The sequence below is a fragment of the Myxococcus sp. CA005 genome (assembly GCF_006518205.1).
Taxonomy (GTDB): Bacteria; Myxococcota; Myxococcia; order Myxococcales; family Myxococcaceae; genus Myxococcus; species Myxococcus xanthus.
Window position 1 is genome coordinate 1 of sequence record NZ_SRLV01000008.1, and the last position, 14,658, is coordinate 14,658.

A 14,658-nucleotide genomic window follows, 5' to 3' on the forward strand; every position below is an offset into this window, starting at 1 on the left:
AGGCTCGGCTTCGCCCCCGCCTCCGCCCCCGGAAGCCACCGACGGCGACGCCGGCGCGGACGCGCTGGATGACCTGTTGGGCCGGAAGGCCTCGCCCCCGGTGCGGCCCCCGCCGCCTCCGCCTCCCGACGCGGAGGGAGACGGCGCGGAGGGCCGGCCGCGCGTGCCGGTGGTGATGTTCGGAGGGGCGGCGCAGGGCTCGCGTCCGTCGGTGCCGCTCACGCCCACGCCTCAGTTCTCCGACGAGGACCTGGCCATCCTGGACGACATCGAGCGCATCTCCCGCGGCGAGGATGCCTCGCTGGACACGGAGAAGGTGAAGCCGGCCCGCATGGTGGCCAGCCTCATCCGCCTGCTCATCCGCAAGGGCGTCATCCAGGAAGGGGAGTTCCTGGAGGAGCTGGCCCAGAAGTGACCGCCGCCGTGACGCCCGCGGGCCAGGAGCTGTTGCTCGACGTCCGAGGGCTGACCACGGAGCTGGCGCTGGAGGAAGGGCCGGTGCGCGCGGTGGACGACGTGTCCTTCGCGCTGCCCCCAGGTGGAACGCTGGGCGTGGTGGGGGAGAGCGGGTGTGGCAAGAGCCTCACGGCGCTGTCCCTGCTGCGGCTGGCGCCCGAGCCGCCGGTGCGCGTGGTGGGCGGAGAGGTGCGCTTCCAGGGCCGGGACTTGCTGACGCTGCCGGAGGCCGAGCTGCGCCGGGTGCGCGGCCGTCACGCGGCGATGATCTTCCAGGAGCCGATGACGTCGCTAAACCCGGTGTTCACCGTGGGGGAGCAGATTGCCGAGGGCGTCCGGCTGCACCTGGGCGCTTCGCGCGCGCAGGCCCGGGACAAGGCCGTGGAGATGCTGCGGCAGGTGGGCATCCCCGCGCCGGCCGAGCGCGTGGACGCGTATCCACACCAGCTCTCCGGAGGCATGCGGCAGCGGGTGATGATGGCGATGGCGCTGGCGTGTGATCCGGCCTTGCTCATCGCGGACGAGCCCACCACCGCGCTGGACGTCACCATCCAGGCGCAGATTCTGGACCTGCTCGCGCGGCTTCAGGCCGAGCGGGGCATGGCGGTGCTGCTGATTACGCATGACCTGGGCGTGGTGGCGGAGAGCTGCGACGCGGTGGTGGTGATGTACGCGGGCCGGGTGGTGGAGCGCGCCCCGGTGCGAGCGCTGTTTTCCCAGCCCGCGCACCCGTACACCGCGGGCCTGCTGCGCTCGATTCCGTCCAGGCGCGACGTGGGTGGCGCTCGAGCCTCCCGGGCGCGGCTGCGGGCCATTCCCGGCAGGGTGCCACCGCTGCGGCAGTTGCCTGTCGGCTGTGCCTTCCGGGAGCGCTGTGAGCGCGCGCTGGACGTCTGTGCGCACGTGAAGCCCGCGCTGACCTCGCCGCGAGAAGGGCAGTGGGCGGCCTGTCACAACCCGGTGCCCGCGCCGTGAACTCCACGCCGCTGCTCCAGGTCCGCGACCTCCAGGTGCACTTCCCGGTGCGAGGCGGCGTGCTCGGCCGGGTGCGCGGCGCGGTGAAGGCCGTGGACGGCGTGGGTTTCGACGTCATGCGCGGTGAGACGCTGGGGCTGGTGGGGGAGAGTGGCTGCGGGAAGAGCACCCTGGGGCGCGCGGTGCTGCGGCTGGTGGAGCCCACGGCGGGCTCCGTTCGTTTCGACGGACAGGAACTCACCGGACTGTCCCAGCGCCAGTTGCGGCCGCTGCGCCAGCGGATGCAGTTCGTCTTCCAGGACCCGTATGCCTCGCTCAATCCCCGGATGACGGTCCGGGAGATTCTGGAGGAGCCCTTCGCCATCCACGGGCTGGCCCGAGGGCCGGGGGAGCGGGAGCGCGAGGTGGCGGAGTTGGTGGACGCCATGGGGCTGCCGCGCGAGGCCCTGGCGCGTTACCCCCATGAGTTCTCCGGCGGGCAGCGGCAGCGCATTGGCATCGCGCGAGCGCTGGCGCTGCGGCCCGACCTGGTGGTGGCCGACGAGCCCATCAGCGCGCTGGACGTGTCCGTGCAGGCGCAAATCGTCAACCTCCTGGTGGACCTGCAACAGGCGCGGGGCCTCACCTACGTCTTCATCGCCCACGACCTGAACATCGTCGAGTACGTGTCCACCCGGGTGGCCGTCATGTACCTGGGCCGCATCGTGGAGCTGGCCCCGGCCGCGTCGCTGTACCGTCAGCCGCGCCACCCGTACACCCAGGCGTTGTTGTCCGCGGTGCCCGTCCCGGACCCGGACCACGCCCGGACGCGCCTGTTGGTGCCGGGCGAGCCGCCATCACCCCTGGCTCCGCCCCCCGGTTGCACCTTCCATCCGCGCTGTCCGCATGCCATGGAGCGGTGCCGGCGCGAGTCGCCCCCGTCCTATGCGCTGGGCGGTGGCCACTTCGCCGCGTGTTTCCTGGCGGAGGCCGATGCGCGCGAGGCCCCGGCCGCAGCCCCTTCTGGAGGAAGTCCCGGTGTTCTGGCTCAGCCATCATCATCCGGATGAGTACAACCGCACCTACCTGTTCGGCGGCGTGCGCGTGTGCGCGCGCTGCCTGGGGACCTATCCGGTGCTGCTGGCCGTGATGGTGGGCCTGTTCGCCGTGCGTGCCCCGCTGAGGTGGGCGCTGGACGTGCCCGCCGTCCTGGCGCTCACCGTTCCCGCGCTGGCGGACTGGGCGGTGGGCCGCTTCCGGCCGGCGTCGGGAAGCAACGCGGTGCGCACCCTGACGGGCGTGCTGCTGGGGGCGGCGCTCGGCCGCTCCCTGTACGTGCACCTGCAGCAGCCACTGCCGGCGGTGCTCCTGGCGCAAGGCGCGCTCGTGACAGCGGTGGCCGTCCCTGTCATTCTCGCCACTTACCAGAGACCTCGCCGGGGATAGACCCTGGCGGCCCGTCGCACGTTCACTGTGCACGGGTGGCGGAGTGGGCCGGGTGAGGGTGGCTCCAAGGAGAGTTGGGGGAGTGTTGGGACCGGAAACCTCAGACGAGCGGCTGATGCTCGCCTTCCAGGCGGGGGACGCGCGCGCGTTCGAGGCGCTGGTGCGCAAGCACCGGACGCCGGTGTTCAACTTCATCCTTCGCTTCACGGGGCACCGGGCACGGGCGGAGGACGTGCTGCAGGAGACGTGGCTGAAGGTGGTTCGGAGCGCCGGCGACTACACGCCCAAGGCGAAGTTCACGACCTGGCTCTACACGATTGCGAGGAACCTCTGCGTGGACAGCGCGCGCAAAGAGAGCTACCGCCAGGCGTCTTCCCTGGAGGCACCCGCCCCGGGAGCGGAGCGGGACGAGTCGCGCCCCCTGGGGGAAGGCCTGCCGGACGCGGGGGCCAGCCCGGAGCGCGGCGCCTACAACGCCCGGTTGCGTCCCCTGTTGGAGCGAGCCCTGGCGACGCTCCCAGACGAGCAGCGTGAGGTCTTCACCCTGCGCGAGTACAGCGGCATCCCCTTCAAGGACATCGCGGAGGTGACGGGAGTGTCCGAGAACACGGTGAAGAGCCGCATGCGCTACGCGCTCGACGGGCTTCGCCGCCGGCTGGCGGAGATGGGCGTCGACGGCGACCTCGCCGAGGACGGAAGGACGGTGGTGGGATGAAGCCGCAGAATCCGCATGCGCAGGAGGACCGGCTGCTCGACTTCGCCTATGGCGAACTGCCGGTGCCCGAGGCCCGCCTCGTGGAAGCCCACCTGGAGAGCTGCGCCCGCTGCACCCAGGCCCTGGACGACATTCGCGGGGTGCGCGCCACCATGTCCCAGCTGTCGGTGGAGCCCGCTCCGGACGCGGGGCTGGAGTCGCTGATGGCCTATGCCCAGCAGGCCGCTCGCCGCGCCGCCGCGGGCCCCGCGCCGAAGCCGTCCCGCTGGCGCCGGTGGTTGTTGCCCGTGCTGGGCCTGGCCTCTGTGAGCACCTTTGGCCTTCTGACGCTCGAGGCCCGGTCGCCCGACCTCACGCGGCCTGACTTGAGCGCGGCGAAGGTCGCGGTCGCGAAGGAAGAACTGGTGGCCCCTCCGGCCGCCGATGGTTTCGCGCCGGCCGCGCCGGCCGCGGCCGCTCCGGCCCCCGCGGCGGCGCTGACGATGCCCGCCGAGGCGGAAGCGGCGGGTTACGCCGCCCGGGAAATGGCCGCGCCGACGAAGTCGAAGGGGGCCGAGCGCTCACGGGAGCAGCGGCCGCTCGCGGAGGACTGGGCCAACGCTGGTAGTGGCGGCGGGCTCGACATGCGGATTCGGCGTGAAAGCGAGAGCAAGGCGAAGCGTGGGCCGCCCGCCGCTGCTCGCGCACCCAAGGCCGACATGCGGGCCGCGCTGGAGCCCGCGCCCATGGCGCAGGAAGTGGCGCCGTCGTCGCTGGACGAGGAGTCCAAAGTCGAGAGCGAATCCATGGACCTGCAGACGCCGCCGGCGGACTCGGACGACGCCTTCGCTGGCCGGTCGGAGCGGCGCGTCGCGGACTCGCAGGCACCTCGGTCCGTCCCCCCGCGCGACTCGCTGCGCCTGGGAGCCAAGTCGCCAGCGGCACGGGGCGCTGCCTACGACGACGAGCTGGACGCGTCGGAATCCAAGGGCACCCTGGGAGGCGTCGCCGCCCCTGCCAAGGCCGAGCCTCAGCGCCCCGCACCGGCACCGGCACCGGCCTCGAAAAAATCCGCACCCACCGCCGCGCCGCCACCGCCCCCCGTGGAGCGCGCCAACGTCGCGGAGCTGTCGCGCCAGGCGCGGGCGGCATTCGCCGCGGGGGAGGGGGCCCGGGCGGCTGGGCTGATCCGTTCGGCCCTGGCCTCGGGGGCGACTGGACAGGAGCGCTGGACGCTTTTGAACCAGTTGTGTGAGTTTGAGTTCGCGCTGGGTAGGCGTGCCGAAGGACTCGAGGCTTGTAACCTCGTGATACAAGAGGCGCCGGCCTCGGAGGCCGCCAGATCGGCGCGCCGGCGGGTGGCTCGCGAGTCATCGGCGAACGAGATGCCCGCTAAACCCACGAATTAGCGGGACGAGTTTTCTCATCAAATGGGAGGGAAACGTAGGCGCAGGTCTGTCCATTTGACCGATGCGCTTCTGACACCAGTCCCCGGATAATGGTTTCATGGGACAGGAAGCACAGGAACCGCGGGCGCAGGGGGCGTCTCGCCGGCAGTCGGGTCAGGCCGCGGTGGAAGCGGCGATGATCATGCCGCTCGCCGTCTTCATGACGCTGGGGATCATCCAGCTCACGATGATGCAGCACGCGAAGCTGATGACGGAGTACGCCGCCTACCAGGCCGCGCGTGCCGGCATCGTGTGGAACGGCAACAACGAGCGCATGCATGACGCGGCCATCGTGGCGTTGCTTCCCACCATGGGGCGTACCGACGACATCGTCGAGCTGGGGAAGACGTTCGTCCTCCACCAGCTCTACGACTCCGGCATGCGCATGCTGAACTTCGGTGGCGGCCGCGTGCCCCGGACGGTGAACGGCTCCAACCTGTTCGGCGTCATCCGCGTGGACACCGTCAGTCCCGCGTACTTCACGCCCATCGATTCGATGTGGAAGCTGCGCAGCGGCTACAACTGGCAGGAGCTGGACTTCGACGGCGCGGACTCCTTCCCGGAGGTGCCCTCGCTGGAGAACCACATCCGAAAGTTCTTCAACCTGCCGGAGCCTGACGACGCGGAGCTGGTGTTCCGCAAGTCCACGCGACTGACCATCCGCCTGCGCTACTGGTACCAACTGCGCGTACCGTTCGCGAACTCCATCATCTTCTACTCGTGGTTCGCCTCGAACGCGGGCATGGCGCTGCGAGGCGCCATTGACCGCGGCACCGTGGACCCGCGCGCGAACATGATGAACCGGCGTGGCAACCTCAACCCGTTGCTCGCTGGCGCCCGCGGTATCGAGCACGAGATGGGGTACGACTCCGTCTATCCGCTCGAGATGACCGTGCTTTGGATGCTGGCCAACGGCAGCATCCCGATCGTTTCCAACCTGGCTGGCAAGCGGTACTTCATGCCGCTGACGGCCACGTACAGCATGCGCATGCAGTCCAACTTCCACCGCAAGTGGATCATGCACCTGAACCCCGACTGGGGTCTGTAAGAGGAAGAGGACTCCCGACCCATGTTCACCCGGACCCTCCGACAGAGTTTCCGCCGCCAGGAAGGCCAGGCCTTGGTGCTGGCCGCCCTGATGGTGTTGATCATGTCCATCGCCGTGTTGACCACGGTCAACATCGGCCACACGGTGCATGAACGCATCCGCCTGCAGAACACGGCGGACTCCGCGTCGTACTCCATGGCCGCCATGGAGGCGCGCGCGTTCAACTTCTACGCGTACGCGAACCGCACGCAGGTGTCGCACTACGTGTCGGCGATGATGTGGCAGTCGCTGCTGTCACTCATCTATTCCGCCGAGGCGTTCCTCACGGACATCTACGGCTTCATGCGCACGTTGAATCCATGCGCGGGCAAGACGAACAACCTCTTCTGGAAGATCGCTTGTCCCATCCTGGAAAACGTCATTCCGTATGTGAGCGCGGTCATCAAGGCCATTGGCCGGATCATGACCGCGTACCGGAACTACTTCCTCAGACCCATCCAACAGGTCATCACGCGGCTGAATCCGGACCGGATCGTCGGTGAGTGGATCATCCCCGCGCACCGGGTGATGAACGGCGTGATGTACTTCGCGTCGCAGGCGGTGATGATGTCCGCGTCCACGCACGTGACGCAGACCACGCAGACGGTCATCGACGACAACGACAGCAACATCTCCTCGCTGGCCAGCCAGTTGGCGACGGGTCTCTACAGCCAGTGTCTCTTCAGCCAGGCGCACAGCCCGCACGCGGGTGGCAAGCCGCTGGCGCCGAACACGTGGAAGAACCCGTTCGGCGCGCTGGACGTGACGAAGAAGGCGGCCAAAGACCCCATCGCCCGTGCCAAGCGCTCCATGGGTGGAATCACGAACGCCACGCGCTACGCGTGTGACGCCAACGGTGGCGCGTGCCCCCAGGGCTTCATCACCAGCCGCCGCATGGGTGACCTGCTGCCGCTGCCGGACATGCTCAGCTTCATGCGCGACTTCTTCAACGGCGGCGTGGACATCCCGGGCATCTTCGAGTTCGGCAAGATCGGCCAGACGCGCATGCTCTCCACGGGCTTCCCCAACGCCAACGCGATCCGCGCCGGCCGCGGTCCCGGCCAGGAGGGCCGCAACTACATCCGTGATTGGAACGACAACATCAATCCCTGGGGCATGACGGCCCAGGGTGACAACATCGGTTCGGATGACCCGTACTGGCTCAAGTTCGGCCCGCCGGAGATCGACGTGGGCGTGGGCAAGGCGGACAACCCGGTGTCGTGCACCAAGAACGACGACTACTGGAAGTGCTTCGGCGACAACCGCAAGGGCAAGGGGAACAACAACACCACCAAGCTGCCGTACAAGCACATGACGAAGACGAGCATCTGGGCGCTCAACGACACCGACAGCGGTCGTCACCGGGGCGGCATGCACTGGCGCGTCAACTACCCGAGCAACCCGGAGCGCTGGTCCGGCCACATGCGGCCGGGTGGCCCCGAGCGCGACGTGGGGCTGCACCGCTCGAAAATCTGCGTGCTGGAGCTGGCGTTCGTGTGCTGGGCCCGTACGGACGTCTTCGCGGCCAACGTGCGGCCGGTGCAGGACGGCCACCACCGCTGGGGTGGCCTGACGCCGTTCATGCACTTCGAGCCTGGCCAGCTCGGCTCGGTGTGCAACCCCACCGCCAACGCGTCCATGGACGACGCGGCCAAGCGCCAGGCGGACTTCAACCAGCCCACCGCCTGGGTGGCGCTGAACAAGGAGCCGGAGCAGGTCGTGAACCGGGACAACAAGGACGGCACCGGCACCAACGCGCCCGCCCTGTTGAACCAGGAGGGCAAGGTGAAGTTCGCCTTCACTCCGGATACGGACGGCCTGGAGATGCTGAACAACCGGAAGAAGTTCCTGGGCCTGGTCGAAGGCCTCAACGTCATCTCCCGTGGGCAGACCTACTACCACCGTCCCGGCAACTGGGCGGAGCAGCCCAACTTCTTCAACCCCTACTGGCGCCCGCGTCTGGCGTCCGTGTTCCAGGGCCGGAACTCGCTGCCGAAGATTGGTGAGATGATGGACGCGCTGCCCGGACCGCTTCAGGGCATTGCCCCGAAGATCATGACGCACTGAGGACTGCCATGCGTGCCCGTCTCCAAATGCGCTCGCGCTCAAGAGGTGCCGCCACGGTCGAGTTCGCGCTCTCCGTGCCGCTCCTCGTGATGATTCTGATGTTCAGCATGTACCTCACGGAGTTGGTGAGGGCGAAGCTCAAGCTCCAGGAGGCGGCGCGCTACGCCGTCTGGGAGATGACGAGCTACGCGCTCTCCGACTTCGCGAACGGGAAGCACGATGACGCCTTCGAGGACGCCCGCCGGGAGGCGCACAAGGAGTTCGTCGAGCGCTACAAGGACATGGACTCGGTGGAGCCCAACGGCACTGGCGGCAATTTCATTGCCCGCTACACGGACGTGACGGCGACCATCTCCAACAAGGAGATCGCGCTCCTCGAGAGCGGGATGCTCAGCCGCCCGAGTACCAGCGAAGGAGGCGGCCTGGCGGGCGCCATCCTCAGCCCGTTGAACAACGGCATGGGATGGGTTTTGAACCAGTGGGGCTTCAACAACAAGGGCTGGGTCGAATCCGAAGTCGAGATGAACTACGAGAACGTCATCCTGCCGACGCGGTACCTCGACAAGAGCGGTGGCAACGGCGGCTTCTTCAAAGAGAACATGATGGGCGGGCGCGACCTGGGCAGCCTGCGGCTCAAGTCGAAGTACTCCATGTACGCCAACGGCTGGCACATGCCGGACGGCGGTGACGCCATCGTCCGTGGCCGCCGCGCCGGTCAGCACACCGGTGGTTCCCTCAGCCAGCCCCACGGCCTCTACCGCCAGGTGGACCGGATGGTGTTCCTGGGCTTCGCCTCCACGTTGGACAGCCTGGGCATCGGCGCCATCCTGGATGTGGTCGCCTCGGTGCTCCCCAACTTCCTGGGGACCTTCGTGGTGTCCCGGAACTACGGCGTGGGCGCCTCGCAGAAGGGCGACTGCACCGGCCTTGCCCAGTATGATGCGAAGGCCAGCAGCGGCCTCCACGTCATGCACAAGCGCAGCTTCGAGCTGACCGACCACGAACGGCCCAACTGCTTCGACACCGCGCCGTTCCGCGACGAGATGACGTACGCGAACAGCAACTACATCAAGGTCTTCAACGCGCGTGGCGAGTTCTACATGGGGTGCAAGCGGGCCATGGCGGATGACCCGACCGACCCGGATGCCCGCCCGGAGGCCACGGAGAATGACGAGCAAGACCTCAAGGTTCCCTGTGAGTAGGGTGGTGGCCGCCCGGACGGCACTTCTGTGCGTGCTGCTGGCCTCCGTGCCAGCAGCCGCGGAGCAGGAGCTGCCCATCTATCCGGGCACCATCCACACGCGCATCGGCAACGACCTGGTCATTGGCGGGGAGTACTACCGCCTCGCGTACTTCACGACGCCGGACCCCATGGAGAAGGTGGCCGCCTACTTCGCCCGGAAGTGGCAGGAAGAGGGCTACCCCACCGTGGTGGAAGGGGACATGCAGGACGAGGGCGTGGTGTCGGCGCTCTACACCCGCGAGGGGCTCCAGCGCGGCGTTGTGCTGCGCAAGCACCTGGGCAAGACGGTGGGCTTCACCGCGCTGCGGGACTTGTGGGTGCGTCCGCCCAAGAAGCCGGCGCCTGGGCTGGTGGCGCTGGAAGGTGCGCTCTACAGCCAGGACCTGGCCACGCGGGATGACCCGGGTGGCTCGCAGAGCCGCACCACGCTCGTCACGGGAGAACTGACGAAGGTGCAGCAGCAGGTGAACGCGGAGCTGGAGCGCCGCGGCTACGCGCCCGTGCGGCAGTCCGCGCTCAAGATGGGCGGCGGCACGCAGCTGACCATGGAGCACGCCCGCAAGGGTGAGCAGGTGGTGACGACGCTGTCGCCCACGGATGAGGGGGTCACCGCGGTGGTCCAGATGTGGATTGGCTCGGACCGCCCGGACGCGGTGCCCAACGATGATGCCGTGCGCCAGAGCCGCGAGGCCTACGAGCGGGACCAGGCCCAGAAGAAGGAGGGCGCGAAGTGAGGGCCCTGCTCGTGGTGGCCGCAGTCGTGCTGGCGTTTCCGGTCCGAGTGGAGGCGAATCCCGCGCGGGAGCTGGTGCAGCACATGTCCCGCGGCGCCCGTCCGGCCCGGCTGGGCGACTGGGTGACGTACCGCTTCAACGGCGGCGGCCTGCGCGTCTACTACTGGCGCCTGGCGGTGGTGGGGGAGGAGAAGGACAAGGAGGGCCGGGACGCGGTGTGGGTGGAGATGGAGGCGGGGACCCATCCGGCCATGAAGTCGCCGCTCGCGCAGATGCGCATGCTGGTGGCCCGGGAGGGCGATGAGATTCGCTATGACGCCATCTCCCGTCTCTACATCGGCACGGGCTTCGGCCAACCCCAGGAGTATTCGGACGAGGCGCTCCAGCACGTGCTCAAGCAGCAGGAGGCGGACGCGAAGAAGGCTCAGTCCGCGCCGCCGGAGAAGCAAGCGCCGCTGCCCAAGGGCGTGAAGCCCACGACGCGCTCGGGCAAGGAGTCCCGGTTGATGACGCTGGCAGGCACCGTGGCGGCCGTCCCCGTCGAAGTCGTCATGAAGAACACCGTCATCAAGCGGATGTGGCTCAGCCGTGAGATTCCGCTGCTGAACCTGGCCAAGATTGAGATTCCCGGCATCGGTCACGCCATGGAAGTGGCGGAGTACGGAATCGACGCCAAACCCCGCATGCGCATCCCCGCTCCAGACGCACCGAAGATCAAGCTGGAGTACGCGGATGCTATACTCGATGACCTGCCCGGCGACGCGGACGACGGGCATGGACACGACACCTCTGAGGACACGCCGTGAACCACCCGAAGACGCTGCGTTCCCGCGCCCGTAACCGTCGCGGGCAGGCCATGCTGGAGTACTCGCTGTTGAACTGGATTCTCGTCGTCGCGCTCATCATCGGCGCGTCGGTGAAGGTCCGTTGGTCGGAGGACCGGCAGTCCAACGTCATCGACCTGTTCATGGAGGCGTACCAGATTTATTACGACTCCTTCTACTTCGTGCTGAACCTGCCGTTCCCGTGACGGCAAGCAGTGAGGTGGGGCAGCCGTCCCCGCTGGGGCTGCGGCTGGTGCACGCCGTCTTGTTCGTCGCCTTCGCCGTGGGCGTGGGCGTGGCGTCCGTGCCCGAGTGGACGCACCTGACGCAGGCCTTGAGTCAGCCCTTCCACGCGGGCGAGGTGCCGCGCTGGCTGGTGCTGGCCGGTTCGTTGCTGGCGGCGGTGGGCACGGCACGCCTGGGCTGGGAGCTGGTGCGAGGCCGGTCCGCGCCGTTGTGGGCCTCCGGCGTCATCCTCCTCGGAGTCATGGCCACGCTCGCCGGCGGTCGTCCGCAAGGGCTGGAGCAGTCCCGCTCCGACGTGGCGGCCAACCTGGAGCTGCTTCGCGTGGCCCGGCGCGTCCACCTGCTGATGGTGCACGAGCTCCAGTCACATGGAGAGACGCCTCGGTCGCAGGACGCGTGGCGCGCCGCGCTCCAGAAGTCCGGCGCCAGCGAGGTGCGGGTGTACACGCGCGCCTTCCTCCCCGTACATCCCCAGGTCGCCTGGCTGCTCTCCGAGAGCGCGGTGCCAGACCCGCTCGTGCCGGGGCAGCTCGCGGTGCACGTGACGCCGGATGGCGTGGGCTTCTCGGTGCGGCTGGTGGGGCTCCACCAGGGCCAGCCGGCGCTCCTCAAGGATGACCTGGGGGCAACGCTGGTGCTGCGAGGCCTGTACAACCCGGACCTTCCGCCGCCCGCGCAGTCCTTGATTCCGCCCACTCCCTGACACCTGGTGCGCTCACCAAGGTTGCGGGTGCCTTGAGACTCAGCCAGTCTCGCCAGACCTCATGACGCGGCGGTCCCGGCCGGTGGGTCGTCCTGGATTGACGGAAGGAGCGCGCAATGGCGCAGGCGGCATGGAAGTGGATGGTTGTCGCGGCGGCGGTCGGGGCAGGGGTACTGGCATGCGACGGCGGTGGCGGAAACAAGCCGCCGCCCTCCCATGGGGTCGACGCGGGCGTGAATGTCTTCCGCCCCGGCCTGGGCGAGGACGACGGCGCGCCGCAGGGCACGCCCCTTTCCCTCCCCGAGGGCGTCAGCTTCGCCGGCACCCTTCGCGGCGCCGCCGAGGTCTCCGGCGAGTGCGAAAACGCCAGTGTGGAGTCACAGGGCTCGGGCGCCTTGGTCCGCGTCTGCGTGCCCCTCCGCAACGACACCGGGGCGCCTGTCGAAGTGGAGTTCCCCCCGGGGCTCGTCGTCGTGTCCACCTCCGAGGGACGCGGCCAGAACGGGCTGCTCATCGAGCGCACCATCCTCGTCGTTCCACCCACTCGCCCGGGGCCCGGCGGGCGGGACGATGCCGGTACCCCGGACGGCGGGGTGGAGGAGAACGTCTACATCGTTCCTCTCTACATGTACTGCCTGAACGAGGAGCGGGACCCCTCCAACGAATTCATGACCTACGCGGTCGGCCCCATCACGTCGGATGACGCGCTGCAGGAACTGCTGCGGCTCCTCGAGGGGAAGGTCATCGACAGCTCCGAGGACGTGGGCGTGGTGCAGAACGCCCTCTATAGCATCACCGAGGGCCGCGGCCTGACGACGCCGGACCGCGACGCCATCAACGACCTCTGACGCGGTACGACGTCAGGTCTCGGATTGCGCGCGATACAGAGCTGTCGCGAGAGGTGGTTTTGACACCCGGTGTATCGCACGGCTAACATCGCGCGCCATCCGCAGATTGCACTGCACTGTATTCAAACACCTGCTCTGGACTCCACTTCGGACTCCATCATCGCCGCCGAACGGCTCCCCCCCGTTCTGGAGGTTTCTGAACCATGCTGAAGGGCAAGACTCCGCTCGTCGTCGCGCTTGTGCTGGGCCTGCTGGCCGGCGTCATCGCGTATTCCGCCATCAAGAAGAAGGAGGCGGATGTCCGCCGCGGATGGAACCTGGTGCCCGTCGTCGTGGCGGCGCAGGACGTCCCTGAAGGCACGGTCATCACCTTCGAGATGATCTCCCAGCGCTCCGTGCCGGAGCAGTTCGTGACGTCCTCCGTGGTGCGTCCGGACTCCGCGTCCTACATCGTGAACCAGAAGGTGCTGGTCGCGCTGCAGGCGGGTGATCCGCTGCTGTGGAGCCAGTTCGAGACGACCAAGGCCGCCGAGCGGCTGTCGTCGAAGGTGCAGAAGAAGGCGCGCGCCCTCACCATCGAGGCGAAGCACACCACGTCGGTGGGCGGCTGGATTCGCCCCAATGACCACGTGGACGTGATTGGCACCTTCCGCGACCCGCAGACGGACGAGAACGTCGCCGTGACGCTGCTTCAGAACGTCATCGTGGTGGCCACGGGCAAGATCACCGGTACCACCAACGTGAACCTCATCCCGGAGAACCAGCGCGAGTACAACAACATCTCGCTGATGGTGCTGCCGGAAGAGGCCGAAATCCTGGTGCTCGCGGTCGAGCTCGGCCAGCTGACGCTCAGCCTCCGCAACGAGGACGACGTGGACCTCATCGAGGAGCGTGGCCGCGCGACCATCAGCACGCTGCTGTCGGGTGAGCGCACCCGCGTGCTGGAGCAGAAGCGCCGCGAAATCATCCAGATCATCAAGGGCGGTGCCGAGCGGGCCGCGGGCGCTGGCGCGCCGTGATGGCGTGCGTCGTCCACCCTCGCTCTTAGGGAAGCGCGCACATGCTTGCTGGAATCGTCCTCCTCCTCGTCACCGGCTCGGTCTTCTTCTTCAGCCTGGTGATCTTCAGCGTCCTGTCGAAGGCGTATGAGCAGTACCAGGAGCGCTACGTCGCCAAGTCGATGAACGACTTGAGCGACATGTTCCTCTTCATCGATCCACGCCAGATGTTGATCCTCAACATCGCGTGCATGTGCTTGTTGGGGATCCTGACGTACATCATCTTCAACCCCATCATGGCGGTGGTGGCCACGGTGTTCGGCTTCTTCCTGCCGATGCTGATGGTCAAGCACTACCGGAAGCGGCGCATCAAGAAGTTCAACGTGCAGTTGGTGGACGCGCTGCAGGCCATGGCCAACGCCTTCAAGGCCGGTCTCACGTTCCCCCAGGCCATCGAGCACGTGGCGCGCGAGGCGATGCCGCCGCTGTCGCAGGAGTTCGGGCTCTTCGTGAAGGAAGTGAAGCTGGGTGTTCCGCTGGAGGAGGCGCTCATCAACATGGGCCGCCGCGTGGGCAGTGACGACCTGGAGCTGGTCGTCGTGTCCACGAACATCGCCCGTCAGCTCGGCGGCAACATGGCCGAGATGTTCGAGACGATCTCCACGGTGATCCGCGAGCGCTTCCGTCTGGAAGGCAAGATCGACGCGCTCACCTCGCAGGGCAAGCTGCAGGGGTGGATCGTCGCGGCGATGCCCGGTGTGCTCGGCATGGTGCTCAACTACATGCGGCCCGACCTGATGGAGCCGATGATGGACCACATCTTCGGTTGGATCCTCGTGATCATCATCGCCATCATGGAAGTGATGGGCATCCTCATCATCCGGCGCATCGTCAACATCGATATCTGAGA

General features: G+C 67.9%; 15 protein-coding genes and 1 pseudogene. All 16 read left to right on the forward strand.

Annotated features, from left to right (window positions below; translation table 11 throughout):
• A pseudogene (locus tag FMQ63_RS05040) lies at positions 1 to 415 on the forward strand (hypothetical protein); the annotation flags it as partial.
• Positions 412 to 1,431 carry an ABC transporter ATP-binding protein gene (locus FMQ63_RS05045; RefSeq protein ID WP_020477894.1) on the forward strand — a complete coding sequence of 340 codons (1,020 nt, stop codon included), beginning with the start codon at positions 412 to 414 and terminating at the stop codon, positions 1,429 to 1,431. The pseudogene FMQ63_RS05040 and the gene FMQ63_RS05045, both read left to right, overlap by 4 nt.
• On the forward strand, positions 1,395 to 2,480 hold the full coding sequence (locus FMQ63_RS05050) for an ABC transporter ATP-binding protein (protein ID WP_020477893.1): 1,086 nt from the start codon (positions 1,395 to 1,397) through the stop codon (positions 2,478 to 2,480). The genes FMQ63_RS05045 and FMQ63_RS05050 overlap by 37 nt, the downstream gene beginning before the upstream one ends.
• Positions 2,449 to 2,856: a DUF2085 domain-containing protein gene (locus FMQ63_RS05055; RefSeq protein WP_011554655.1), complete on the forward strand. Its 408-nt coding sequence runs from the start codon at positions 2,449 to 2,451 to the stop codon at positions 2,854 to 2,856. The genes FMQ63_RS05050 and FMQ63_RS05055 overlap by 32 nt, the downstream gene beginning before the upstream one ends.
• 82 nt (positions 2,857 to 2,938) lie before the next feature.
• Positions 2,939 to 3,571 (forward strand): RNA polymerase sigma factor, encoded by a 633-nt coding sequence (locus FMQ63_RS05060; protein ID WP_026113989.1) that lies wholly within the window; start codon positions 2,939 to 2,941, stop codon positions 3,569 to 3,571.
• Positions 3,568 to 4,959 (forward strand): anti-sigma factor, encoded by a 1,392-nt coding sequence (locus FMQ63_RS05065; RefSeq protein WP_011554653.1) that lies wholly within the window; start codon positions 3,568 to 3,570, stop codon positions 4,957 to 4,959. Before FMQ63_RS05060 ends, FMQ63_RS05065 begins: the two co-directional genes overlap by 4 nt.
• 97 nt (positions 4,960 to 5,056) lie before the next feature.
• A complete protein-coding gene (locus tag FMQ63_RS05070) occupies positions 5,057 to 6,046 on the forward strand; it encodes a TadE/TadG family type IV pilus assembly protein (protein WP_011554652.1) in 990 nt (329 codons plus the stop codon).
• 21 nt (positions 6,047 to 6,067) lie between these two features.
• Positions 6,068 to 8,152 carry a Tad domain-containing protein gene (locus tag FMQ63_RS05075; RefSeq protein WP_011554651.1) on the forward strand — a complete coding sequence of 695 codons (2,085 nt, stop codon included), beginning with the start codon at positions 6,068 to 6,070 and terminating at the stop codon, positions 8,150 to 8,152.
• Positions 8,153 to 8,160: 8 nt separating this feature from the next.
• Positions 8,161 to 9,354 carry a TadE/TadG family type IV pilus assembly protein gene (locus FMQ63_RS05080; protein ID WP_011554650.1) on the forward strand — a complete coding sequence of 398 codons (1,194 nt, stop codon included), beginning with the start codon at positions 8,161 to 8,163 and terminating at the stop codon, positions 9,352 to 9,354.
• Between the two features lie 46 nt (positions 9,355 to 9,400).
• Entirely contained in the window at positions 9,401 to 10,129 is a 729-nt protein-coding gene (locus tag FMQ63_RS05085) for a hypothetical protein (RefSeq protein ID WP_228556364.1), read from the forward strand.
• Entirely contained in the window at positions 10,126 to 10,935 is an 810-nt protein-coding gene (locus FMQ63_RS05090; RefSeq protein WP_011554648.1) for a hypothetical protein, read from the forward strand. The genes FMQ63_RS05085 and FMQ63_RS05090 overlap by 4 nt, the downstream gene beginning before the upstream one ends.
• Entirely contained in the window at positions 10,932 to 11,159 is a 228-nt protein-coding gene (locus tag FMQ63_RS05095) for a hypothetical protein (protein ID WP_011554647.1), read from the forward strand. Before FMQ63_RS05090 ends, FMQ63_RS05095 begins: the two co-directional genes overlap by 4 nt.
• Positions 11,156 to 11,902, forward strand: a complete 747-nt coding sequence (locus FMQ63_RS05100) for a hypothetical protein (RefSeq protein ID WP_011554646.1) — start codon at positions 11,156 to 11,158, stop codon at positions 11,900 to 11,902. Before FMQ63_RS05095 ends, FMQ63_RS05100 begins: the two co-directional genes overlap by 4 nt.
• Before the next feature lie 116 nt (positions 11,903 to 12,018).
• A complete protein-coding gene (locus FMQ63_RS05105) occupies positions 12,019 to 12,750 on the forward strand; it encodes a hypothetical protein (RefSeq protein ID WP_011554645.1) in 732 nt (243 codons plus the stop codon).
• A gap of 203 nt (positions 12,751 to 12,953) precedes the next feature.
• The gene (cpaB, locus tag FMQ63_RS05110) at positions 12,954 to 13,769 is read left to right on the forward strand and encodes a Flp pilus assembly protein CpaB (protein ID WP_011554644.1); all 816 of its coding nucleotides are present in this window, start codon (positions 12,954 to 12,956) and stop codon (positions 13,767 to 13,769) included.
• 41 nt (positions 13,770 to 13,810) lie between these two features.
• A complete protein-coding gene (locus tag FMQ63_RS05115; RefSeq protein WP_011554643.1) occupies positions 13,811 to 14,656 on the forward strand; it encodes a type II secretion system F family protein in 846 nt (281 codons plus the stop codon).
• Positions 14,657 to 14,658 lie beyond the last annotated feature (2 nt).